This is a genomic window from Pseudomonas sp. XK-1 (assembly GCF_038069885.1).
Taxonomy (GTDB): domain Bacteria; phylum Pseudomonadota; class Gammaproteobacteria; order Pseudomonadales; family Pseudomonadaceae; genus Aquipseudomonas.
In genome coordinates this window covers 729,441-751,502 of sequence record NZ_JBBPES010000001.1, presented here as the reverse complement: position 1 = coordinate 751,502, position 22,062 = coordinate 729,441, and the positions used below count along the sequence as shown (strand labels likewise).

The window sequence follows — 22,062 nt, the reverse complement described above, 5'->3', positions numbered from 1 at the left end:
TCTATCTCCTATGATCCGACTTGAAACTATCCTGACCCCCGGCCGTTCCCTGGTGAACGTGCCGGGCGGCAGCAAAAAACGTGTTCTCGAACAGATTGCCAACCTGGTGGCGCGCGAGCTGCCTGACCTGGACGGCCAAGACATCTTCGAAAGCCTGATCGCCCGCGAAAAACTCGGCTCGACCGGTTTCGGCAATGGCATCGCCATTCCGCACTGTCGCCTGCCCGGTTGCAACGCACCGATCAGCGCCTTGCTGAGACTCAATGCCGCGGTGGACTTCGATGCCATCGACGGTGCCCCGGTCGATCTGCTGTTTGTTCTGCTGGTTCCCGAAGCCGCGACCGACGCCCACCTGGAACTGCTCCGGCAGATCGCCAGCATGCTCGACCGCAGCGACGTGCGTGACCGCCTGCGCCAGGCTCAGAGCAATGAGGCCCTGTACCAGGTGGTGGTCGACGTGCAAAGCCAACTCAATCGAGACTGAGCATGCGCCTGATCATCGTCAGCGGTCGCTCCGGCTCCGGCAAAAGCACCGCCCTCGATGTACTTGAGGACAACGGCTTCTATTGCATCGACAACCTGCCCGCCGGCCTACTCCCAGAGCTGGCCGAGCGCGCCCTGCTGCATACCGAGCTGCTCCACCCGCAGGTGGCCGTGTCGATCGATGCGCGCAACCTGCCCAGCCACCTCAAGCGCTTCCCCGAGCTGCTCGAAGAGGTACGCGCGCGGCATATCAAGTGCGATGTGATCTACCTCGACGCCGATGAAGAGACCCTGCTCAAGCGTTTCTCCGAAACCCGCCGGCGCCATCCGCTGACCAACGAAAGCCGCTCGCTGGCCGAAGCCATCGCCGACGAAAGCCTGCTGCTGGGCCCGATCATCGACCTGGCCGACCTGAAGATCGACACCACCCACCTCAATCTCTACCAGTTGCGCGACAGCCTCAAACTGCGCCTGCTCAACCAGCCTGAGCCGGGTACCGCCTTTCTTATCGAGTCCTTCGGCTTCAAGCGCGGCATGCCGGTGGATGCCGATCTGGTGTTTGACGTGCGCTGCCTGCCCAACCCCTATTGGAAGCCGGACCTGCGCGAATTCTCCGGCCTGGATCAGCCGGTGTCCGACTACCTCTCGGCCCAGGCCGATGTCGAAGACATGTTTCAGGACATCCTCGCCTACCTGGTCAAGTGGCTGCCACGCTTTGCCGCCAGCAACCGCGCCTATGTCACGGTAGCGATCGGCTGCACCGGCGGCCATCACCGCTCGGTATACCTGGCCAATCGCCTCGGCGAAACCCTCAAACCCATCCTGAAGAACGTCCAGATTCGCCACCGCGACCTCAGTTAAGGAATTGCCGCGATGCCCGCCTGCGAAATCACCATCATCAACAAGCTTGGCCTGCATGCCCGTGCGGCGGCCAAGTTCGTTGGCGTCGCCGGCCGCTTCCCCTGCCAGGTCAAGATCGGCCGCGCGCCGGACAGCCTGGTGGACGGCAAGAGCATCATGGCCGTGATGATGCTCGCCGCCGGCAAGGGCACGTCCGTGCACCTGCATACCGAGGGCGAACAGGACGGCGAAGCGCTCAACGCCCTGAGCGAGCTGATCAACAACTACTTCGACGAAGGCGAATAGCTGATCGAAGCAATAAAAAAGGGGCTGAGCGCTTAAGCGACAGCCCCTTTTTCATACAGCCCGAATCAACTACCGGCCACCGTCATCCGCTCGATCAGCACCGAGCCGGTGCGGATGTTACTGCGCAGTTCCAGATCATTGCCCACCGCGACAATCTGCCGGAACATATCCCGCAGGTTGCCGGCGATAGTGACTTCCTGCACCGGAAACTGGATCTCGCCGTTCTCCACCCAGTAGCCGCCCGCGCCGCGGGAATAGTCGCCGGTGACCATATTCAGGCCCTGGCCCATCAGCTCGGTGACCAGCAGACCGCGGCCCATACGCTTAAGCAGGGCCTTCTGATCTTCGTCACCATGGCTGACAAACAGGTTGTGCACGCCGCCGGCATTGGCCGTACTGGGCATGCCCAGCTTGCGCCCGGAGTAGGTGCCGAGCACATAGGACAGCAACTCGCCGCGCTCAACAAAGGACTTGGCATAGGTGGCCAGGCCATCACCATCGAAAGCGGCGCTACCCAGGGCGCGGGGGATATGCGGACGCTCGTCGAGCTTCAGCCACTCGGGAAACAGCTGCTGCCCCAGGCTGTTTTCGAGGAAGGACGACTTGCGGTACAGGTTGCCGCCGGAAATCGCCGCGAGAAAGCTGCCAAACAGGCCGGTGGCCAGCTCGGCGGCGAACAGCACCGGTACTTCGCAGGTGGGTACCGGGCGCGCGCCCAGGCGACTGACCGCGCGCTCGGCGGCACGCCGGCCGATGCTGGCGGCGTCGGCCAGCAGTTCGCCCTGGCGGTTGACGTCATACCAGTAGTCGCGCTGCATCTGCCCGCCGTCTTCGGCGATCATCACGCAACTCAGGCTGTGCCGGGTGCTGGCATAACCACTGACAAAACCATGGCTGTTGCCATAGACCCGGCAACCTTGATGGGTATTGAGGGTGGTGCCGTCGGCATTCTTGATCCGCCCATCCGCGGCGAAGGCCGCCGCTTCGCAGCTCAGGGCCTGCTCGATGGCCTGCTCCGGGGTGATCGACCAGGCGTGGTACAGGTCCAGCTGCGGCAGTTCGCGAGCCATCAGCCCGGCATCGGCCAGACCGGCGCATTCGTCTTCGGAGGCATGCTTGGCAATCGCCAGGGCCGCCGCGACGGTTTCCCGGATCGCCGCCTCACCACTGGCCGAGGTACTGGCCGAGCCCTTGCGCTGACCGACATAGAGGGTGATGCCGAAACCCTGATCGCGGTTGAACTCGACGGTTTCCACCTCGCGCTGACGCACCGTGGTGGACAGCCCCTGCTCCACCGACACGGCCACTTCGCAGGCGCTGGCTCCCTGCTTGCGGGCCTCGGCAATAATCTGCTCGACCTGGGCCTGCAATTGCGGCACGGCCTCGGGGCCGACGATATCTACTGCACTCATAAACACTCCTGAACGATAAGCTGCAGGCGCGGCCAGACAAGCCAGACGCTTACAGCTGGAAACTTGCTGCTATCATGTCGGCGTTATCCACTGGACCGCCACCATGTCTGAATACCTTGACGACTTCTCCGGCGAGAAGAGCAAAACCCAGGTCAAGCGCGAGTTGCATGCGCTACAGGATCTGGGGCAACGCCTGACCACCCTGAAACTCGATCTGCTGAACAAGCTGCCGCTGACCGACGAGCTGCGTCGCGCACTGGCCGAAGCGCCGAAACACACCGCCAATGCCGCGAAAAAACGCCATGTGCAGTTTATCGGCCGGCTGATGCGCGATCAGGACATCGAATCCATTCTCACTCTGCTCGACCAGCTGGATGCCTCCACCCGCCAGTACAACGAACGCTTTCATAACCTAGAGCGTTGGCGCGACCGCTTGCTCAACGGCGACGACGACACCCTGGAAAAATTTGTCGGCGAATACCCCGAAGCCGACCGCCAGCACCTGCGCCAGCTGATCCGCCAGGGCCAGCACGAACTGGCGCAGAACAAGCCGCCAGCCGCGTCACGCAAAATCTTCAAATACATCCGCGAACTGGATGAAACCCAGCGCGGCTTGCGCTAGGCCTCTCAGCCCTGATGGGTTACGCCTTCGGCTAACCCATCCTACGCCTGCGGGTTACCCGTCAGCCAAAGCAACAAAGGCACGCACCAGGCCAGGGTAACCGCCAAACCGATCGCACTCACCAGTCCGTCATTCCAGTCACTCGGCTCGATCCTACCCAGCGATAGCAGCCGTAATGACCAGTAACCTTTGCCATACAACAACACCTCCACCAGGAAATGGAACAGCGCCTCGATCAAGCCCCCGTCCCACCCACCGTAATCGAATCGATTTTCAGGGTCGGCTGACCGACACCGACCGGCACCGACTGGCCGTCCTTGCCGCAGGTACCGACGCCGCTGTCCAGCGCAAGGTCGTTACCGACCATCGACACCCTGCTCATGGCTTCCGGGCCGTTGCCAATCAGGGTTGCGCCCTTGACCGGGGCGGTGATCTTGCCGTCCTCGATCAGGTAGGCCTCGCTGGTGGAGAAGACGAACTTGCCGCTGGTGATATCCACCTGACCGCCGCCGAGGTTGGCGCAGTAGATGCCCTTCTTCACCGAACGGATGATTTCTTCCGGATCGCTTTCGCCAGCCCGCATGTAGGTGTTGGTCATACGCGGCATCGGCAGGTGCGCATAGGACTCACGGCGACCGTTGCCGGTGCAGGCCACGCCCATCAGACGGGCATTCAGCTTGTCCTGCATATAGCCCTTGAGCACGCCGTTCTCGATCAGTGTGGTGCACTGGGTCTGGGTGCCCTCATCGTCCATGCTCAGGGAGCCGCGACGCTCGGCCAGGGTGCCGTCATCAACGATGGTGCACAGGCTGGAGGCCACCTGCTCGCCCATGCGCCCGCTGTAAGCCGAGCTGCCCTTGCGGTTGAAGTCGCCTTCCAGGCCGTGGCCGACCGCTTCGTGCAGCAGCACGCCGGACCAGCCCGCGCCCATCACCACCGGCATGCTGCCGGCCGGAGCCGGAATCGCTTCCAGGTTGACCAGCGCCTGGCGCAGGGCCTCACGGGCATAGCCCATGGCGCGCTCTTCGTTATTGCTGGTCTGCTCGAGGAAGTAGCGGTAGTCGGTACGCCCGCCGCCGCCATGGCTGCCGCGCTCGCGGCGGCCGTTCTGCTCGACGATCACGCTGACATTGAAACGCACCAGCGGGCGGATATCCGCGCCCAGGCTGCCGTCAGTGGCGGCGACCAGCACCCGGTCCCATACGCCAGCCAGGCTGACCGACACCTGCTTGATCCGCGGATCGAGGGCGCGGGTGGCGACGTCGATGCGTTTGAGCAACTCGACCTTTTCCGCGCGGCCCAGTACATCCAGCGGGTTATCCGGCGCATAGAGCGCCGTCATCTGCAGGCTGCTGAAGGCCTGTACGCGGCCATGCTGCCCCGCCCGGGCAATCGAACGGGCGGCCTGCGCCGCCTGGCTCAGGGCCGTGGCGGTAATCGCATTGCTGTAGGCAAAACCGGTTTTCTCCCCGGACTGGGCACGCACGCCGACGCCCTGGTCGAGGTTGAAGCTGCCTTCCTTGACGATGCCATCCTCCAGCGCCCAGGTTTCCGAGACCTGGCTCTGGAAATACAGGTCGGCGGCATCGATACCCGGGCCGGCCAGTTCGGCCAATACCTCGGGTAGCTGCTCAAGGGTCAAACCGCCCGGACCCAACAGATGTTCACTGACGGACATCAACATCTCGCTCATAACGGCTTTATCTCGTTCATGACTGCTCCACGCCAGGCAGCCGGGGTTCGGCTGTGGCAAAAAATCGTTTGTGCCGGGCCACCGGCATGCGCTGGCGGATGGCGGCCTGTTCCGCGGCATCGCGCGCGGCCACGAGCACCGCCTGGCCCGCGGCCTGCTCGGCCAGTACCCGGCCCCAGGGGTCGATGATCGCAGAATGGCCAAAGGTTTCACGGCCGCCCGGATGACTGCCACCCTGCCCGGCTGCCAGCACATAGCACTGGGTTTCGATGGCGCGGGCGCGGGTCAGCACCTGCCAGTGCGCCGCGCCGGTCACCGCAGTAAAGGCCGCCGGCAGGCTGATCAGCTCGGCCCCCGCCTCGCGCAGGGCGCTAAAGAGTTCGGGAAAGCGCAGGTCGTAACACACTGTCAGCCCCAGACGCCCCAGCGGCGTATCCGCCACCACCACCTGTTCACCGTAGGCGAAGTCATCCGACTCACGGTAACAGCCATGGCTGTCGCCGACCTCCACATCGAACAGGTGCAGTTTGTCGTAACGCGCCACCCGCTGGCCGTATTCGTCGATCAGCAGCGAACAGGCGCGGGGCTTGGCCCCAGGCTGGGCGTCCGGCGGCAGCGGCAGGGTACCGGCGACAATCCACAGGCCCAGATCGCGGGCGGTCTGATACAGCCAGGGCAGTATCGGCCCCTCGCCCACCGCTTCACAACGGCCGAGCTCGGCCAGGTCACTGCGTCCCATGGCGGCGAAGTTTTCCGGCAACACCGCCAGCCGCGCCCCTCTGCCCGCGGCCTGTTCCAATAACAGCCGGGCCTGGGCCAGGTTGGCCAGCACATCGGCCTGACTGACCATTTGAATGACGGCGAGACTCATAACGCACGGCTTCCGAAAACGGCTCGAACCATCAGCTTACAAGCCATGGCCGCAGACTGCACAGCCGCACGTCCAAAGACGCCCACTCACTGCGGTTTCTCAAAGGGTTTGTCGAAGCTGATCTGCGGGTCCTGCCAGGGGCCCTTGACGTCGTACTGCACGCTGGCGAAGCGCGCTACCCGGTCGCCCAGCAGCTTGTCGGCGATAAACAGCGCACCGCCAATCGCCGGGGCTCCTACGATCAGGGCGGCCAGGGGCAGGTTATTGCTCACTGGCAGGGTCACCAGCAACTTGGCATCGACCCGTTCCTGGTGCATATCCAGGGTACCGTCCAGCTCCAGATTGCTCGAAGGCCCGGTCAGAGTCAGCGGCTCGCGGGTGACAAACACTCCCTCGCTGGCGACCAGCAGCCCCTTGACCCGGTCATAGCTCAGGCCCTTGCCCAGCAGGTCGGAGAAATCCAGGCGCAGGCGGCGGCCAATCGAGTTGAAGTTGAGCAGGCCGAATACCCGCAGCGCCGAGGCCGGACCCTGCACTTCGGAAAACTGCCCCTTGCGCATGGCCACATCCATGCTGCCGGAGAAACGTTTCAGGCCGAACCAGGCCGGCGAGCCGGGCCAGTTGCCGTCGACCTCCAGGCGAAAACTGTCGCTGCTGGCGGTCGGGGCATAGCCCCAGGCGATCAGCACATCGGCCAGATCCGCGCCGCCCAGACGGCCGTTGTACCAGCTCCGGCTGGCCCCCGGCGCGCCCTGCCAGCCGCCCTGGCCGGTGAGCTGCAGCCCCTTGAGATTGAGATTGAGGTCGCTGAATTTCACCCCCTCCTCGCTTGGACGCATCTTCAGCGACCAGGCCCCCAGGGCCTCGATCCCCTGATAAACCGTGGCGATACGCAGGTCGATCGGCGGGATCTGACGCGGATCGACGCCGGCCAGCGGGTCGGGCTTGTCCACCACCACGCCGGTTTCGGGTTTGGGTTCGGCGGCGGGCAGACGCAGGTAGTCGAGGTTGAGGGCCATCGGCACCGCGGCATCATCTGCCACATCGATCCGCCCCTTGACCCGCTCGCTGTCCAGGTCCACCGCCCAGCTCTGGCCGACTCGTTGCAGGCGCAACGCCAGGGTATCCAGCTCGGTGCCGAAACCGCTGAAACGGCCAATCTGCAGTTGCGCATCGTTGAACAGCTGCTGCGCCTCATCGGTCGGCAGACGCTTGTAGGGCTGCAACACCGCCTGCCAGGCGTCCCAGTCCAGCTCCGCGACGCGGCCACGCAAACGCACGCCCTTGCCCCCCGGCAGGCTCGCCGGGCCGTCCGCCAGACGCAATTCGCCGCGCCCTTCAGCGAATTGCCCGAGCGGTGCGGCGAACGACAGACTGGCCAGCTCGGCATAGTCCAGCCAGTAGCGCCGCTCGGCACCACTGAGGGTCATCCGCCAGTCGGCGTAGCTGGCCGCCCCAGCGGCCTTGCCGAAGGGCGCAGGCAGCTCGATGGCCAGGCCCTGCAGATTGGAGTCGACTCGCAGCTGGCTGTCGGCCCCATCCAGGGACAGGCGCAAGCGATAAGGCAGGCTGCCGCTCAGCGGCACCGGCTGGGTCACGCCCAGCCAGCCGCTCAGCTCAGTGACGCCGACCCGGCCAGCGGCCTCGATGCGCGTCAGTGCACGGCCACCAAGGCCGTCGGCCAGGGCCTTGCCACGCACCGCATGGCCCAGCACCTGGGCACGAATATCCGGCGCACTGAGGCCGCGGGCCGTGTCGTAACGGAAAGCTCCCTGCACCTGGCTCAGCTGCAGCTGCGGGTTGCTCAGGTTGAGCTCGGCGTTGCTGCTGGCGAAGTCGACCACCACTTCGGGCTTGAGCCCTTTGCGCAACGGCAGATCGAGCTTGAGCTTGCCGCTCAGCGCCCCCGCGCCGCTCCAGCCGGCGAAGATCTCGGCAGTGCCCAGCGGCGCATCCTGAAGAATTTTCAGGGCGTCCTCGACATTACTGCTCAGCTCGCTGTTAAGCAGCAAACGTATCGGCTGCCCGGGCAAGGCCGTGGCAATCAGGGCCTGGGCATTGCTCACCCGGCTATTGAGAATACGCCCCTCGGCCAGCTCGACGCGCACTCCGCTGCTCTCGATATAGACCTCCCCGCGCCCTTCGCGCAGTGCCGGCCAGCCGGGCTGATAGGCCAGTTCGGCGTCACGCACGGCAAAGAACAGGCTGAGGCTGCGCGCGGCACGTTCCGCACCCTTGTTCAGCGAGCCCTGATATTGGAAATAACCCTCATCCACACGACCGCTGCGAATCGCGCTTTTCAGCCAGGTATTCAGCTCGGGGCTCAGGCCCGGGGACCGGCTCGGCAGGTATTTCTCGGTAAAGCGCGCATCACCATCACGTAGACCGACGCGCAGGTCCATATAGTCTTCGGCCAAAGGATCGCGTATCAGGCGAATCAGGAAGTCGCCGGCAATCGCCCCCTCTTCGCCCACCACCTGCAGATAGGGGCTGCGCAGGGTGAACGCCTGCTCATCGAGCTGCCAGGTCAGCCGCGCATTGGCCGTGCTGTAGCGCCAGGGCTGGGGGAACAGGGTGTCCAGGTGCAGGGAGAAGTTCTCGCTGGCCATGCGCAGCTCGCCCTGGGCGAGATCGCCGCTGATGCTGCCACTGACGTTTTCCGCCGCCGGCGACGCCAGGTAGGCGGCAAAGCCGACACGCTCGAGATTGGCCGAGAACTGCAGGCGGCTTGGTCCCTCGACCTGCGGCCGGTAATCGAGCTGCAGGTTGCGCACCGCGCCCTTGGGGCTGAGTTGCGCCAGCACGGCCAGGGCCTTGTCCGGCATAGGGGCCAGCGCCGCCACCAGCGGCTGCAGGGGAGCCAGGTCGAGGTAATCGGCACTGAGCAACCATTGCTCTTGCAGCTCCGCACTGCCCGCCTGCTGACGCAGGGCCACGCGCGCCTCGCCCCAGCGCTGCTCGCCCTGGCTGAAGGCCAGGTCATCGAACAGCACTTCGGAGCCCTCGGCGGTGCGAGTGAAGTAGGCGTTCAGGCTCAGGTTGCTCAACGCCACCGACTTACGGGAACCATGGCCCCCCTGCAAATGCGGCGCGTGCAGGCGGCTGACGGCACGCTGTACCGCCCCCTCGGCCCAGGACAACCAGACCTCGCCGCCGGCCTGCAGGCGTTCGAGCCGCCACTGCGCCAGCAGGCTGGCCGGCACCCAGGCCGCCCAGTCACTCTGCGGCAGGCTCAGGTACAGCTCGGCCCGGGCCTCGCGCCAGCGTTCGGGCTGCATCCGGGTGCGCAGCTGCAGAGCCAGCGGCTGGCCATCGGGCAGCAGCAGACGGCCGTCCAGGCGCTGGCTGGCGCTACCATTGCGCAGCGTCAGGTTGACGTAAGTAAGGGTGCGCGCCGGCTGCTCGAACGCCTGCAGGGTCACCTGGCTGTTGAGCAGCGACAGCCGTTTGACCGACTGCAGCTGACGCAACAGCTGGGCCATGTCCAAGGGTGCAGCCGTCTCGCGCGGGGCCAGGCCCTTTAGCGCCCAGCCACCCTCGGCATCCTGCTCGACCAGCAGTTGCAGGCCTTCCAGCTCCAGACGCGCCACCCGCAGTTGCCGCGCCGCCAGGCTGGCCAACACATCGGGGACCACCCGCACCTGATCGAGCTGCAGGGCTCCCGGGCCTTCGCCGACCTGCAGATCATGGCCGATCAGCACCGGCGCAAAGCCCTGCCAGCGCCCCTCCAGGGTGCCGATGCGCACCGGCATGGCCAGTGCCGCAGCGGCCTTGTCTTCGACCTCCAGACGATATTCGGCGGCCAGGGGCAACAGCTCCCGACCGAGGCTGACATACAGCGCCGCCAGTACCAGGCCGAGCGCACAGAGCCCCAGCGTCCAGCGCAGCAGGGTCATGGTCCAGCGGGCCAGTGCCTCCATTCAGCTTATACCCGGCAAATCAGAAGAGGTTTCAGAGCAACACCACATCGTATTGCTCCTGGGAATACATGGTCTCGACCTGAAACTTGATGGTGCGGCCGATAAAGGCCTCCAGATCGGCGACATTGCCCGACTCCTCGTCGAGCAGACGGTCGACCACCTTCTGGTTGGCCAGCACCCGGTAGCCCTCGGCCTGGTAGGCCCGGGCTTCACGCAGGATCTCGCGGAAGATTTCGTAGCAGATGGTTTCTGCGGTCTTCAGCTTGCCGCGGCCCTGACAGGCGCTGCAGGGCTCGCAGAGCACCTGTTCGATGCTTTCGCGGGTGCGCTTGCGGGTCATCTGCACCAGGCCCAGCTCGGTGATGCCGATGATATTGGTCTTGGCGTGGTCGCGCTCCAGCTGCTTTTCCAGGGTACGCAGCACCTGGCGCTGATGCTCCTCATCTTCCATGTCGATAAAGTCGATGATGATGATCCCGCCCAGGTTGCGCAGGCGCAGTTGGCGGGCAATGGCAGTGGCCGCCTCCAGGTTGGTCTTGAAGATGGTTTCTTCCAGCGTGCGATGGCCGACGAAGGCCCCGGTATTGACGTCGATGGTGCTCATCGCCTCGGCCGGGTCGATGATCAGGTAGCCGCCGGACTTGAGCGGCACCTTGCGCTCCAGGGCGCGCTGAATCTCGTCTTCGACGCCATAGAGGTCGAAGATCGGCCGCTCGCCGGGGTAATGCTCGAGGCGATCGGCGATTTCCGGCATCAGCTCAGCGACGAACTGGGTGATTTTCTGGAAGGTTTCCCGGGAGTCTACGCGGATCTTCTCGATCTTCGGGTTGACCAGGTCGCGCAGGGTGCGCAACGCCAGGGACAGGTCCTCGTAGATCACCAGCGGCGTGGGGCCGACCTTCATCTGCGTGGCGATCTGCTCCCACAGGCGGCGCAGGTAGCGAATATCGGCAAGAATCTCTTCGGCCCGGGCCCCATCGGCGGCGGTGCGCAGGATAAAGCCGCCGGCTTCCTCGATGCCTTCGGCGGCCACACAGTCGGCCACCACCTGCTTGAGGCGCTCGCGCTCGGCTTCGTCCTCGATCTTCAGCGAGATGCCGACATGAGCGGTGCGCGGCATATACACCAGGTACCGCGAGGGAATCGACAGCTGGGTGGTCAGACGCGCGCCCTTGGTGCCGATCGGGTCCTTGGTCACCTGCACCACCAGGCTCTGGCCTTCGTGGACCAGGGCGCTGATGCTTTCCACCGCGCTGCCTTCACGGCTGGAGATTTCCGCGGCATGGATAAAGGCCGCGCGCTCCAGGCCGATATCGACGAAGGCCGCCTGCATCCCCGGCAGCACGCGCACCACCTTGCCCTTGTAGATATTGCCGACGATGCCGCGCTTCTGCGTACGCTCGACGTGCACTTCCTGCAGCACGCCGTTTTCCACCAGCGCCACACGCGATTCCATCGGCGTGATATTGATCAGAATCTCTTCGCTCATGGCTCTATCTCTTGTCCGGCGAAGCGGCAAGCCGGGGAGCGCATACTTTCAGCACTCACCCGCGACCCGCAACCTCTTGACTGTGAACCGGCAACGACTGCCAGCACGAAATGGCAAATTCTTCGAGCAGCTCGGCGGTTTCGCAGAGGGGCAAGCCCACCACCGCCGAATAACTGCCCTGCAACTGGCTGACGAACACCGCCGCCAACCCCTGAATCGCGTAACTGCCAGCCTTGTCCTGGGGCTCGCCGCTGGCCCAGTAGGCGGCGATTTCCTCGGCGCGCAACGGCCGAAAACTCACCTGGCTGCTGACCACCCGCACGGCCACCCGCGTCGGGCTGGCCAGGGCCACGGCCGTCAGCACCTGATGGCTGCGCCCGGACAGGGCCGTCAGGGTCGCCTGGGCCTCGGCCGCATCGGCGGGCTTGCCCAGAATACGCCCATCCAGCACCACGGCCGTATCGGCACCGAGTACCACGGCATCCAGTGGCTGGCTCAGCGCAGCCAGGCCGGCCTGCGCTTTCGCCCGGGCCAGACGCTCTACATAGTCGACTGGCGGCTCATCTGGCAATGGATTTTCATCAATGGGGACGACTTGGCTAAGAAAGGGCACGCCAATCTGCGTCAACAATTCACGTCGACGCGGCGAACCGGATGCCAGATAGAGCGTGGCCATGCAGACTTCTCCCTGTCGGATAAGCGCAAGGCCCGCAGGCCCTGCTCAATTGACGCCAATGCGTTGCTGCAACCCACGCAGGATTGCGCAGACCCAGGGCCAGAGCAACGCACTGACCAGTGCGGGGAATACGAATTCGAGGGTCGGCTGACGGTTGCCGGTCAGGGCATGCAGCCACAGCTGCACCAGCTGCGCCAGGCCGAATACCACCAGCAGCACCATGCTTTGCTGCCACATGGGGAACATGCGCAGGCGCTGATGCAGGGTCAGTACCAGAAAGGTGATCAGGGTCAGCACCAGGGCATTCTGCCCGAGCAGCGAACCATTCAGCACATCGGCCAGCAACCCCAGACACCAGGCCGTGGTCATCCCCACGCGATGGGGCAAGGCCAGCACCCAGAAGGTCAGAAACAGCGCCAGCCACAGCGGCCGGCCCATTTCCATAAAGCGCGGCATAGTCGAAACGCTGAGCAGTAGCGCAAAGCCCAGAGTCAGCCAGACCACCCACAGATTGCTCGCGCGCGCCGACCTCATTGCTCAGCCTCCACATCAGGTGCCGGTTCAGAGGCCGGGGCCGCGGCTGGCGGCGTACCCGCCTGCTGGAGAATTTCACGGTCCAGGGCTTCCTGGGCCTGCGCCGACTCGGTGGCGCGCTGCTCCGGCGAGCGCGGGTCGGTAAACACCAGCAGCATATAGCGGCTGCGATTGAGGCTGGCGGTGGGCATGGCGCGCACGATGGCGAAAGGCTGACCGGAATCGTGGATCACCTCGGTCACGGTGGCCACCGGATACCCCGCAGGGAAGCGCTGACCCAGGCCCGAGCTGACCAGCAGGTCGCCTTCCTTGATATCCGCGGTATCGGCCACGTGGCGCAGTTCCAGGCGCTCCGGGTTGCCGGTGCCGCTGGCAATGGCGCGCAGGCCGTTGCGGTTGACCTGCACCGGAATGCTGTGGGTGGTGTCGGTGAGCAGCAGCACCCGCGAACTGTAGGGCAGCACTTCCACCACCTGGCCCATCAGGCCGCGGGCATCCAGCACAGGCTGGCCGAGCAGCACGCCGTCCTGCGCCCCCTTGTCGATCAGGATGCGGTGGGTGAAGGGATTGGGGTCGATACCGATCAATTCGGTGGCCAGCACTTCGTCGTCGACCAGGGCGGAGGAGTTGAGCAGCTCGCGCAGGCGCACATTCTGCTCGGTCAGCGCGGCAAGCTTCTGCAGGCGACGCTGCATCATCAGCTGCTCGGCTTTGAGCCGCTCGTTCTCGGCGGTCAGTTCGCTACGCGAACTCAGGCCCTGGGTAGCACTTTCCCACAGGGTTACCGGTAGACGGCCGAGCCAGTACACCGGCTCGACAATAAGGCCGAGCTGGGTACGCAGGGGTTTGAGCACGGCGAAACGGGCATCCACCACCATCAGCGCAACCGCTAACACGGTGAACACCAGCAGGCGAACGCCGAGCGAAGGACCTTTGGTGAATAGCGGTTTGATGGCGAGTTCCTCGTAGCCACAAGCTTCAAGTTGCTGGCGACAAACCAAAGCCGAGCCGGGGTGTATTCAGCTTGCAGATTGTCGCCCGGGGCTTACTCGCTGGACAGCAGGTCCATGGTGTGGCGATCCATCATTTCCAGGGCCTTGCCGCCGCCACGGGCCACACAGGTCAGTGGATCTTCGGCGACGATCACCGGCAGACCGGTTTCCTGGGCCAGCAGCTTGTCCAGGTCACGCAGCAGCGCGCCACCACCGGTCAGCACCAGGCCACGCTCGGCGATATCCGAGGCCAGTTCCGGCGGCGATTGCTCAAGGGCGCTTTTCACCGCCTGAACGATGGTCGCCAGGGATTCCTGCAGCGCTTCGAGCACTTCGTTGGAATTCAGGGTAAAGCTGCGCGGTACGCCTTCGGCCAGATTGCGGCCACGCACGTCGACTTCACGCAGTTCGCCACCGGCGTAGGCGGTGCCGATTTCCTGCTTGATCCGCTCGGCGGTGGATTCACCGATCAGCGAGCCGTAGTTGCGGCGCACGTAGGTGATGATGGCTTCGTCGAAACGGTCGCCGCCAACCCGTACGGATTCGGCGTAAACCACGCCGTTCAGGGAGATCAGTGCAATTTCGGTGGTACCGCCGCCGATATCGACGACCATCGAACCGCGGGCCTCTTCAACCGGCAGGCCGGCACCGATGGCAGCGGCCATCGGCTCTTCGATCAGGAACACTTCACGGGCACCGGCACCCAGGGCCGATTCGCGGATGGCGCGGCGCTCTACCTGGGTGGACTTGCACGGCACACAGATCAGCACGCGCGGCGAAGGCTGCAGGAAGCTGTTTTCGTGAACCTTGTTGATAAAGTATTGGAGCATTTTCTCGCAGACGCTGAAGTCGGCGATCACGCCGTCTTTCATCGGGCGGATAGCAGCGATATTACCCGGGGTACGACCGAGCATGCGCTTGGCCTCGGTACCGACCGCCACCACGCTCTTCTGGTTGCCGTGGGTACGGATAGCGACGACCGACGGCTCGTTCAGCACGATGCCGCGTTCGCGAACATAAATCAGGGTATTGGCAGTGCCCAGATCGATCGAAAGATCACTGGAAAACATGCCACGCAGTTTTTTGAACATGGGATAGGGACCCTAGGCAACGCGTGGGTAAAAAAGTGCGGCAAACTCTAACAACGACAGGGATTTTGAGCAAGGCACCAATATGTTAGATTGGCTGTTTTTCCGGGCTTTAAGGCCCATCATCGCGGCCTTTGACCGCCAGCTTCCAATATCCGTTCCCTGCACCTGCATGCAGGTCAACTCGTGCAAATTTCCATAGGCGGCCAAGCCATTGCGCTGCCTTTAGAGGGAGAAACCTGATGGCGCTTGAACGCTCCGAAGTGGAAAAGATCGCCCATCTGGCCCGACTGGGTCTGAATGAGGCCGATATTCCAGGTACCACCGAAACGCTCAATAACATTCTCGGCCTGATCGACCAGATGCAGGCGGTCAATACCGACGGCATCGAACCCTTGGCCCACCCGCTGGAAGCCACCCAGCGCCTGCGCGCCGACCTGGTCACCGAATTCAATCAGCGCGAGGCTTATCAGGCCATCGCCCCGGCCGTCGAGAACGGCCTGTATCTGGTTCCGAAAGTCATCGAGTAAGGGAAACCGCCTAGCCATGTATCAATTGACCCTGGCCGAGATCGCCCGCGGACTCGCCGACAAGCAATTTTCCGCCGAAGAACTGACCCGCAGCCTGCTGGCCCGTATCCAGCAGCTCGACCCGCAGCTCAACAGCTTTATCACCATCACCGAGGAGCTTGCGCTGGAGCAGGCCAAGGCCGCCGACGCCCGCCGCGCCAGTGGCGAGAGCGGTGCCCTGCTCGGCGCGCCCATCGGCCACAAGGACCTGTTCTGCACCCAGAATGTGCTGACCAGCTGCGGCTCGAAGATCCTTACCGGCTTCAAGGCTCCCTATAACGCCACCGTGGTGGAGAAACTCGCCAGCGCCGGTACCGTGACCCTGGGCAAGCTGAACATGGACGAGTTCGCCATGGGCTCGGCCAACGAATCCAGCCACTACGGCGCGGTGAAAAACCCCTGGGACCTGACCCGCGTACCCGGCGGCTCTTCCGGCGGCTCGGCCGCAGCCGTAGCGGCGCGCCTGCTGCCGGCCGCCACCGGCACCGACACCGGCGGCTCGATTCGCCAGCCGGCGGCGCTGACCAACCTTACCGGGATCAAGCCGACCTATGGCCGCGTCTCCCGTTGGGGCATGATCGCCTACGCCTCCAGCCTCGACCAGGGCGGTCCACTGGCCCGCACCGCCGAGGACTGCGCGCTGATGCTGCAGGCCATGGCCGGTTTCGATGCCAAGGATTCCACCAGCGTCGAACAGCCGGTCGACGACTACCTGGCCGCCCTTAGCCAGCCGTTGAATGGCCTGCGTATCGGCCTGCCCAAGGAATACTTCGGCACGGGCCTGGATGCACGCATCGGCGAGAAGGTGATGGCTGTTGTCGAAGAGCTGAAAAAGCTCGGCGCCACCGTCAAGGAAATCTCCCTGCCAAATATGCAGCACGCGATTCCCGCCTACTACGTGATCGCCCCGGCTGAAGCCAGCAGCAACCTGTCGCGCTTCGACGGCGTGCGCTTTGGCTACCGCTGCGAGAACCCAGTGAATCTGGAAGACCTGTACAAGCGCTCCCGCGGCGAGGGCTTCGGGGCAGAAGTGAAACGGCGCATCATGGTCGGCACCTACGCGCTGTCCGCCGGTTACTACGACGCCTACTACCTCAAGGCGCAGAAGATCCGCCGGCTGATCAAGAACGACTTCGTTGCAGCTTTCAATGACGTCGACGTCATCCTCGGCCCTACCACGCCCAACCTGGCCTGGAAGCTCGGCGAGAAGAACAACGATCCGGTCGCTGCCTACCTGGAAGACATCTACACCATCACCGCCAACCTCGCCGGCATCCCCGGCCTGTCGATGCCTGCCGGCTTCGTCGATGGTTTGCCGGTGGGTGTGCAACTGCTCGCCCCTTACTTCCAGGAAGGCCGCCTGCTCAACGTCGCCCACCAGTACCAACAGGTTACTGACTGGCACACACAAGCTCCGGCTGGATTCTGAGGACGACTGACATGCAATGGGAAACCGTAATCGGGCTGGAAATTCACGCCCAGCTCAGCACCCAATCGAAGATTTTCTCCGCCAGCGCCATCGCCTTCGGTGCCGAGCCCAACACCCAGGCCAGCCTGATCGACCTCGGCATGCCCGGCACCCTGCCGGTACTGAATGCCGAAGCGGTGCGCATGGCCTGCAAGTTCGGCCTGGCCATTGACGCCGAGATCGCCTCGCAGAACGTCTTTGCGCGCAAGAACTACTTCTACCCGGACTTGCCCAAGGGCTACCAGACCAGCCAGATGGATCACCCCATCGTCGGCAAGGGCTTCCTCGACATTACCCTGGAGGACGGCACCCAGAAGCGCATCGGCATCACCCGCGCGCACCTGGAAGAAGACGCCGGCAAGAGCCTGCACGAAGACTTCCACGGCATGAGCGGCATCGACCTCAACCGTGCCGGCACCCCGCTGCTGGAGATCGTTTCCGAGCCGGACATCCGCTCGGCCAAGGAAGCGGTGGCCTACGTCAAAGCCATTCACGCCCTGGTGCGCTACCTCGGCATCTGCGACGGCAATATGGCCGAAGGCTCGCTGCGCTGCGACTGCAACGTCTCGGTACGGCCAAAAGGCCAGGCCGAGTTCGGCACCCGCGCCGAGATCAAGAACGTCAACTCGTTCCGCTTTATCGAAAAAGCCATCAACCACGAAGTGCAGCGCCAGATCGAGCTGATCGAGGACGGCGGCAAGGTGGTGCAGGAAACCCGCCTGTACGACCCGAACAAGGACCAGACCCGCTCCATGCGCAGCAAGGAAGAAGCCAACGATTACCGTTACTTCCCCTGCCCGGATCTGCTGCCGGTGGTGATCGAGCAGAGCTTCCTCGATGAAATCCGCGCCAGCCTGCCGGAGCTGCCGGTCGAGAAGCGCGCGCGCTTCGAGCGCGAATTCGGCCTGTCCGCCTACGATGCCGACGTACTGGCCGCCAGCCGCGAGATGGCCAACTACTTCGAGGCAGTCAACGCCGTGTGTGGCGACGCCAAGCTGGCCGCCAACTGGGTGATGGGCGAGCTGTCCAGCCTGCTCAATAAGGACAACCTGGAAATCGACCAGTCGCCGGTTAGCGCCGAGCAATTGGGCGGGATGATCCTGCGCATCAAGGACAACACCATCAGCGGCAAGATCGCCAAGATGGTCTTCGAGGCCCTGGCCGCCGGCGAAGGCGCAAGCGCCGATGAAGTGATCGAGAAGAAGGGCCTGAAGCAGGTCACCGACTCCGGAGCCATCGAGGCCATGCTGGACGAAGTGCTGGCGGCCAACGCCGAGCAGGTCGAACAGTACCGCGCGGCGGACGAAGCCAAACGCGGCAAGATGTTCGGCTTTTTCGTCGGCCAGGCCATGAAGGCCTCGAAAGGCAAGGCCAACCCCGGCCAGGTGAACCAACTACTGAAGAAAAAGCTCGAAGCCTGAGCCTTGCCGTAACACACAACGCCGGGTAAGCCCGGCGTTGTTTTGTCCGCTGCAACCTGCCCAGGAGCCGCCATGCGCCTGTTATTGATCGCCCTAACCAGCCTGCTGCTCAGCGCCTGCGCCAGCCAGAGCCTCTCCCCCGGCGGCTACAGCGCCGAGGGCAAGGCCTCCTATTACGGCGCGCGCCACCATGGCAACAAGACCGCCAGCGGTGAACGCTTCGACCAGCATGCCCTGACCGCCGCCCATCGCAGCCTGCCCTTCGGCACCCGGGTACGGGTGACCAACCTGCGCAACGACAAGCAGGTGGTGGTGCGCATCAACGACCGCGGTCCCTATGCCAGGGGGCGAATTATCGACCTGTCGTACAAGGCCGCCGAGCAGCTCGACATGCTGCGCGCCGGCGTGGTGCCTGTAAGGGTTCAGCAACTGGCGGACTGACCCGGCCCTGCCCCACGGCAACCGCCTGCACAAATAAAGATACAACCCCCACTGGCAGCCCAACCGGGGATGATTAAACTAGCGCCACTTTTATGGAGCCCCCTGCAATGACCCTGATGACCTTTGTTTATCTGATCGCCGGCCTGGTGCTGCTGGTCGCCGGTGCCGAGGTGCTGGTACGCGGTGCCGCCAAACTGGCCGCCCAGTTTGGCATCCCGCCACTGGTGATCGGCCTGACCGTGGTGGCCTTCGGCACCAGCGCGCCGGAAACCGCCGTCAGCGTACAGGCCGCCTTCAACAACAGCGGCGATCTGGCCATCGGCAACGTGATCGGCAGCAATATCGCCAACGTGCTGCTGATTCTCGGCCTGACCGCTGTGGTGGCACCACTGATCGTCTCGCGCCAGCTGATCCGTCTGGATGTGCCGATCATGATCGGTGCCAGCCTGGTGGTGTACGCCCTGGCCTGGGACGGCAGCCTCAGCCGCCTCGACGGTGCCCTGCTGTTTGCCGGTGTGGTTGCCTACACCAGCTTCCTGATCATCAGCTCGCGTCGCGACAAGAGCGCCAGCGAGGACGACGAGTTTGCCAAGGAGTTCGGCCTCAATGAGCCAGCCAAACCCTACGCCTGGGCGATCAATCTGGGGCTGATCATTGCCGGCCTGGTGCTGCTGGTCAGCGGCTCCAACTTCCTCGTCGAAGGTGCCGTCACCATGGCCCGCGCGCTGGGCATCTCGGAACTGGTGATCGGCCTGACCGTAGTGGCCATCGGCACCTCGCTGCCGGAACTGGCCACCTCGATCATGGCCGCCATCAAGGGCGAGCGCGATATCGCCGTGGGCAATATCGTCGGCAGCAATATCTTCAACCTGCTCTGCGTACTGGGCCTGGCTTCGCTGGTGTCGCCACAGGCGATCAATGTGGCGGCCAACGCCCTGGCCTTCGACTTCCCGGTGATGATCGCCGTGGCCGTGGCCTGCCTGCCGATCTTCTTCGCCGGCTACCGCATCAACCGCTGGGAAGGCCTGCTGTTCCTCGCCTACTACGTGGCCTACACGGTGTACCTGGTGCTGTCGTCGACCGGCCGGCCGTTCGCCGAAGTCTTCGGTGACGCCATGCTCGGCTACGCCCTGCCGCTGACCGCCGTGACCCTGGTGATCATCGCCGGCCGCGCCTGGCACAAGCAGCGTGGCGAGGAGGTTTAGCCATGAGTGACAGCCACGAGCAGGGCCTGAAAGTCCGCCGCGAGGTGATGGGCGACGCCTTTGTCGACCGCGCCCTGGGTAACGCCACGGACTTTACCCAGCCGCTGCAGGATTTCGTCAACGAGCACGCCTGGGGCGGCGTGTGGACCCGCGAGGGGCTGGATCGCAAGACCCGCAGCCTGATCACGCTGTCGGCGCTGACGGCGCTGAAATGCCCGCAGGAGCTCAAGGGTCACGTGCGCGGCGCGCTGAACAATGGCTGTACGGTCGCGGAAATCCGCGAAACCCTGCTGCACTGCGCGGTGTACGCCGGCGTGCCGGCGGCCATCGACGCCTTTCGCGCGGCGCAGGAAGTGATCGACGACTTCCAGCAGGCCTGATCGCCGCAAAACAAAAGCCGGGCACTGCCCGGCTTTTTTATGCGCGCACGCTGGCTAAATCCAGCCGCCCCACTGCAACAGCAGCAAGCCGAGGTTGGTGGTGATCACCGCCACCAGAGTGGTGATCACGATGATCGCCGCCGCCAACTCGTGATTGGCACCCACCGCGCGGGCCATGACGAAGCTGGCCGCCGCCGTGGGGCTGGCGAAATACAGAAAGAGGATCGCCAGATCCGCCTCGCGAAAGCCATACAGCCAGGCACCCAAGGTGGCCAACAACGGCAACCAGACCATCTTCATCAGGCTCGCACTAAGCGCCGTGCCGCTGCTCTGGCGCAGCGAGGCCAGGCTGAGGGTGCCGCCGATGCAGATCAGCGCCAGCGGCAGGGTCATCTGCGCGAAGTACTCGGCCGAGGTCATCAGCCAGCCCGGCAACGGAATCCGCCAGTAGGCGAAGGGAATCGCCAGCAGCACGCCGATGATCAGCGGATTGACCAGAATGCTCTTGCCGATGGCCAGCGGCCCGGTCTTGGCTCCCGGGCTGTAGATGGCCAGGACAATGGCCGAGAGCACGTTGTAACAGAGGATCACCACCCCGCCGAGCACCGCCCCCAGAGACAGGCCGTAATCGCCGTAGAGGCTGGTGGCCAACGCCAGGCCGATGATGCCGTTGTTACCGCGGAACGCGCCCTGGGTATAGATGCCGCGATCTTCATGGGGGATGCGCCAGATCGCCCAGCCCCAGGCCAGGGCAAAGCAGACCAGGGTGGCAACGACAAAGAACAGCAGCAGCGCCGGCTGCAACGCCGTGCTCAGGTCGGCTTTGACGATGCCGAGAAACAGCAGGGTCGGCATGGTGCCGCGAAAAACCAGGCTCGAGGCCGTGTTGATAAAGGCGGTGTCGATCCAGTGCAGGCGCTTGAGCACCACGCCGAGAAACAGCATGGCGAACACCGGCGCAGTGATGGCGAGGGTTTGCTGGACGACGGCAAGCATGGAAGCACCAGAGGGGTTGTCTGACAACCTATGTTAGCTGGCTAACCATTGCCTTGCTACCGTCGCCTGTACAAGCACGCAGCCCTCTTCAGCGGCGTACCGGACGCTTCTGCAGCTTGCGCTGCAGGGTGCGCCGGTGCATGCCCAGGGCGCGGGCCGTGGCGGAGATATTGCCTTCATGCTCGGCCAGCACGCGCTGGATATGCTCCCATTGCAGGCGATCCACCGACATCGGGTTTTCCGGCACCAGGGTATCCAGGTCGGCATGCTGGGTCAGCAGCGCGGCCAGCACATCGTCGGCATCGGCCGGCTTGCACAGGTAGTTGCAGGCCCCGCGCTTGATCGCCTCCACCGCGGTGGCGATGCTCGAATAACCGGTGAGAATCACCACCCGCATCTCGGCATCCAGCTCCAGCAACTTGGGCAGCAGCACCAGACCGGAGTCGCCTTCCATCTTCAGGTCCAGTACGGCGTAGTCCGGCAGGTCCTGCTCGGCCAGGGCCAGGCCTTCCTCGGCGGAACCGGCAGTGGACACCCGCAGCCCGCGACGGCTCATGGCGCGAGCCATGACACGGGTAAAGGTCGGGTCGTCATCGACCAGCAGCAAATGCGGTTGTTCTTCGCCTTCGAACAGCACTTCATCGCTCATTCGGGTA

Annotated in this window: 22 protein-coding genes; 10 read left to right on the top strand and 12 right to left on the bottom strand. The window is 64.2% G+C overall.

The annotated features are described in order from the left end of the window. The first annotated feature begins 10 nt into the window (after positions 1-10). From ptsN to WMW70_RS03295, 3 genes are read left to right on the top strand one after another with little or no spacing between them, the layout of a single operon-like run. On the top strand, positions 11-484 hold the full coding sequence (ptsN, locus tag WMW70_RS03305) for a PTS IIA-like nitrogen regulatory protein PtsN (RefSeq protein WP_341436076.1): 474 nt from the start codon (positions 11-13) through the stop codon (positions 482-484). Positions 485-486: 2 nt separating this feature from the next. Further along, entirely contained in the window at positions 487-1,344 is an 858-nt protein-coding gene (gene rapZ / locus WMW70_RS03300) for an RNase adapter RapZ (RefSeq protein ID WP_341436075.1), read from the top strand. Between the two features lie 12 nt (positions 1,345-1,356). Next, positions 1,357-1,629 (top strand): HPr family phosphocarrier protein, encoded by a 273-nt coding sequence (locus WMW70_RS03295; protein WP_341436074.1) that lies wholly within the window; start codon positions 1,357-1,359, stop codon positions 1,627-1,629. Positions 1,630-1,694: 65 nt separating this feature from the next. Here WMW70_RS03295 and pmbA read toward each other — a convergent pair whose 3' ends face one another. Continuing rightward, positions 1,695-3,041 carry a metalloprotease PmbA gene (gene pmbA, locus WMW70_RS03290; protein ID WP_341436073.1) on the bottom strand — a complete coding sequence of 449 codons (1,347 nt, stop codon included), beginning with the start codon at positions 3,039-3,041 and terminating at the stop codon, positions 1,695-1,697. Positions 3,042-3,144: 103 nt separating this feature from the next. Between pmbA and yjgA the strand changes: the two genes are divergently transcribed. After that, positions 3,145-3,663: a ribosome biogenesis factor YjgA gene (gene yjgA / locus WMW70_RS03285; protein ID WP_341436072.1), complete on the top strand. Its 519-nt coding sequence runs from the start codon at positions 3,145-3,147 to the stop codon at positions 3,661-3,663. A 41-nt stretch (positions 3,664-3,704) separates the two neighbouring features. Here yjgA and WMW70_RS03280 read toward each other — a convergent pair whose 3' ends face one another. From WMW70_RS03280 to mreB, 9 genes are all read right to left on the bottom strand, one after another. After that, the gene (locus tag WMW70_RS03280) at positions 3,705-3,902 is read right to left on the bottom strand and encodes a hypothetical protein (protein ID WP_341436071.1); all 198 of its coding nucleotides are present in this window, start codon (positions 3,900-3,902) and stop codon (positions 3,705-3,707) included. After that, entirely contained in the window at positions 3,899-5,356 is a 1,458-nt protein-coding gene (gene tldD / locus WMW70_RS03275) for a metalloprotease TldD (protein ID WP_341436070.1), read from the bottom strand. Before tldD ends, WMW70_RS03280 begins: the two co-directional genes overlap by 4 nt. A 16-nt stretch (positions 5,357-5,372) precedes the next feature. Next, positions 5,373-6,227, bottom strand: a complete 855-nt coding sequence (locus tag WMW70_RS03270; RefSeq protein ID WP_341436069.1) for a carbon-nitrogen hydrolase family protein — start codon at positions 6,225-6,227, stop codon at positions 5,373-5,375. 86 nt (positions 6,228-6,313) lie between these two features. Beyond that, the gene (locus WMW70_RS03265) at positions 6,314-10,147 is read right to left on the bottom strand and encodes a YhdP family protein (protein WP_341436068.1); all 3,834 of its coding nucleotides are present in this window, start codon (positions 10,145-10,147) and stop codon (positions 6,314-6,316) included. 31 nt (positions 10,148-10,178) lie between these two features. Further along, a complete protein-coding gene (rng, locus tag WMW70_RS03260) occupies positions 10,179-11,636 on the bottom strand; it encodes a ribonuclease G (RefSeq protein WP_325507405.1) in 1,458 nt (485 codons plus the stop codon). A gap of 55 nt (positions 11,637-11,691) precedes the next feature. Continuing rightward, positions 11,692-12,312: a Maf family protein gene (locus WMW70_RS03255; protein WP_341436067.1), complete on the bottom strand. Its 621-nt coding sequence runs from the start codon at positions 12,310-12,312 to the stop codon at positions 11,692-11,694. Positions 12,313-12,357: 45 nt separating this feature from the next. After that, positions 12,358-12,846, bottom strand: a complete 489-nt coding sequence (gene mreD / locus WMW70_RS03250) for a rod shape-determining protein MreD (protein WP_341436066.1) — start codon at positions 12,844-12,846, stop codon at positions 12,358-12,360. Then, complete coding sequence (mreC, locus tag WMW70_RS03245) at positions 12,843-13,799, bottom strand: rod shape-determining protein MreC (RefSeq protein ID WP_341436541.1); 957 nt, start codon at positions 13,797-13,799, stop codon at positions 12,843-12,845. Before mreC ends, mreD begins: the two co-directional genes overlap by 4 nt. A gap of 92 nt (positions 13,800-13,891) precedes the next feature. Beyond that, complete coding sequence (gene mreB, locus WMW70_RS03240) at positions 13,892-14,929, bottom strand: rod shape-determining protein MreB (protein ID WP_108096189.1); 1,038 nt, start codon at positions 14,927-14,929, stop codon at positions 13,892-13,894. 239 nt (positions 14,930-15,168) lie between these two features. Between mreB and gatC the strand changes: the two genes are divergently transcribed. From gatC to pcaC, 6 genes are all read left to right on the top strand, one after another. Next, positions 15,169-15,456, top strand: a complete 288-nt coding sequence (gene gatC / locus WMW70_RS03235) for an Asp-tRNA(Asn)/Glu-tRNA(Gln) amidotransferase subunit GatC (RefSeq protein WP_341436065.1) — start codon at positions 15,169-15,171, stop codon at positions 15,454-15,456. 16 nt (positions 15,457-15,472) lie between these two features. Beyond that, entirely contained in the window at positions 15,473-16,924 is a 1,452-nt protein-coding gene (gatA, locus tag WMW70_RS03230; protein WP_341436064.1) for an Asp-tRNA(Asn)/Glu-tRNA(Gln) amidotransferase subunit GatA, read from the top strand. Positions 16,925-16,935: 11 nt separating this feature from the next. Beyond that, positions 16,936-18,384, top strand: coding sequence for an Asp-tRNA(Asn)/Glu-tRNA(Gln) amidotransferase subunit GatB (gene gatB / locus WMW70_RS03225; RefSeq protein WP_341436063.1), 1,449 nt, complete (start codon positions 16,936-16,938; stop codon positions 18,382-18,384). A 72-nt stretch (positions 18,385-18,456) separates the two neighbouring features. Then, entirely contained in the window at positions 18,457-18,825 is a 369-nt protein-coding gene (locus WMW70_RS03220; protein WP_341436062.1) for a septal ring lytic transglycosylase RlpA family protein, read from the top strand. Positions 18,826-18,932: 107 nt separating this feature from the next. Further along, positions 18,933-20,030: a calcium/sodium antiporter gene (locus tag WMW70_RS03215; protein ID WP_341436061.1), complete on the top strand. Its 1,098-nt coding sequence runs from the start codon at positions 18,933-18,935 to the stop codon at positions 20,028-20,030. Positions 20,031-20,032: 2 nt separating this feature from the next. Beyond that, positions 20,033-20,410 carry a 4-carboxymuconolactone decarboxylase gene (gene pcaC, locus WMW70_RS03210; RefSeq protein WP_341436060.1) on the top strand — a complete coding sequence of 126 codons (378 nt, stop codon included), beginning with the start codon at positions 20,033-20,035 and terminating at the stop codon, positions 20,408-20,410. A gap of 54 nt (positions 20,411-20,464) precedes the next feature. Here pcaC and WMW70_RS03205 read toward each other — a convergent pair whose 3' ends face one another. After that, positions 20,465-21,406: an AEC family transporter gene (locus WMW70_RS03205; protein WP_341436059.1), complete on the bottom strand. Its 942-nt coding sequence runs from the start codon at positions 21,404-21,406 to the stop codon at positions 20,465-20,467. Positions 21,407-21,494: 88 nt separating this feature from the next. Then, a complete protein-coding gene (locus WMW70_RS03200; RefSeq protein ID WP_339459279.1) occupies positions 21,495-22,055 on the bottom strand; it encodes a response regulator transcription factor in 561 nt (186 codons plus the stop codon). Positions 22,056-22,062 lie beyond the last annotated feature (7 nt).

What these genes read in the sequence shown, in the direction of transcription:
- gatB (WP_341436063.1), top strand. Translation starts at nt 16,936, where the DNA reads ATGCAATGGGAAACCGTAATCGGGCTGGAAATTCACGCCCAGCTCAGC.
- yjgA (WP_341436072.1), top strand. Translation starts at nt 3,145, where the DNA reads ATGTCTGAATACCTTGACGACTTCTCCGGCGAGAAGAGCAAAACCCAG.
- rng (WP_325507405.1), bottom strand. Translation starts at nt 11,636, where the DNA reads ATGAGCGAAGAGATTCTGATCAATATCACGCCGATGGAATCGCGTGTG.
- mreB (WP_108096189.1), bottom strand. Translation starts at nt 14,929, where the DNA reads ATGTTCAAAAAACTGCGTGGCATGTTTTCCAGTGATCTTTCGATCGAT.
- tldD (WP_341436070.1), bottom strand. Translation starts at nt 5,356, where the DNA reads ATGAGCGAGATGTTGATGTCCGTCAGTGAACATCTGTTGGGTCCGGGC.
- gatC (WP_341436065.1), top strand. Translation starts at nt 15,169, where the DNA reads ATGGCGCTTGAACGCTCCGAAGTGGAAAAGATCGCCCATCTGGCCCGA.
- gatA (WP_341436064.1), top strand. Translation starts at nt 15,473, where the DNA reads ATGTATCAATTGACCCTGGCCGAGATCGCCCGCGGACTCGCCGACAAG.
- WMW70_RS03255 (WP_341436067.1), bottom strand. Translation starts at nt 12,312, where the DNA reads ATGGCCACGCTCTATCTGGCATCCGGTTCGCCGCGTCGACGTGAATTG.
- pcaC (WP_341436060.1), top strand. Translation starts at nt 20,033, where the DNA reads ATGAGTGACAGCCACGAGCAGGGCCTGAAAGTCCGCCGCGAGGTGATG.
- pmbA (WP_341436073.1), bottom strand. Translation starts at nt 3,041, where the DNA reads ATGAGTGCAGTAGATATCGTCGGCCCCGAGGCCGTGCCGCAATTGCAG.
- WMW70_RS03270 (WP_341436069.1), bottom strand. Translation starts at nt 6,227, where the DNA reads ATGAGTCTCGCCGTCATTCAAATGGTCAGTCAGGCCGATGTGCTGGCC.
- WMW70_RS03265 (WP_341436068.1), bottom strand. Translation starts at nt 10,147, where the DNA reads ATGGAGGCACTGGCCCGCTGGACCATGACCCTGCTGCGCTGGACGCTG.
- ptsN (WP_341436076.1), top strand. Translation starts at nt 11, where the DNA reads ATGATCCGACTTGAAACTATCCTGACCCCCGGCCGTTCCCTGGTGAAC.
- WMW70_RS03215 (WP_341436061.1), top strand. Translation starts at nt 18,933, where the DNA reads ATGACCCTGATGACCTTTGTTTATCTGATCGCCGGCCTGGTGCTGCTG.
- WMW70_RS03205 (WP_341436059.1), bottom strand. Translation starts at nt 21,406, where the DNA reads ATGCTTGCCGTCGTCCAGCAAACCCTCGCCATCACTGCGCCGGTGTTC.
- WMW70_RS03200 (WP_339459279.1), bottom strand. Translation starts at nt 22,055, where the DNA reads ATGAGCGATGAAGTGCTGTTCGAAGGCGAAGAACAACCGCATTTGCTG.
- WMW70_RS03295 (WP_341436074.1), top strand. Translation starts at nt 1,357, where the DNA reads ATGCCCGCCTGCGAAATCACCATCATCAACAAGCTTGGCCTGCATGCC.
- WMW70_RS03220 (WP_341436062.1), top strand. Translation starts at nt 18,457, where the DNA reads ATGCGCCTGTTATTGATCGCCCTAACCAGCCTGCTGCTCAGCGCCTGC.
- rapZ (WP_341436075.1), top strand. Translation starts at nt 487, where the DNA reads ATGCGCCTGATCATCGTCAGCGGTCGCTCCGGCTCCGGCAAAAGCACC.
- mreD (WP_341436066.1), bottom strand. Translation starts at nt 12,846, where the DNA reads ATGAGGTCGGCGCGCGCGAGCAATCTGTGGGTGGTCTGGCTGACTCTG.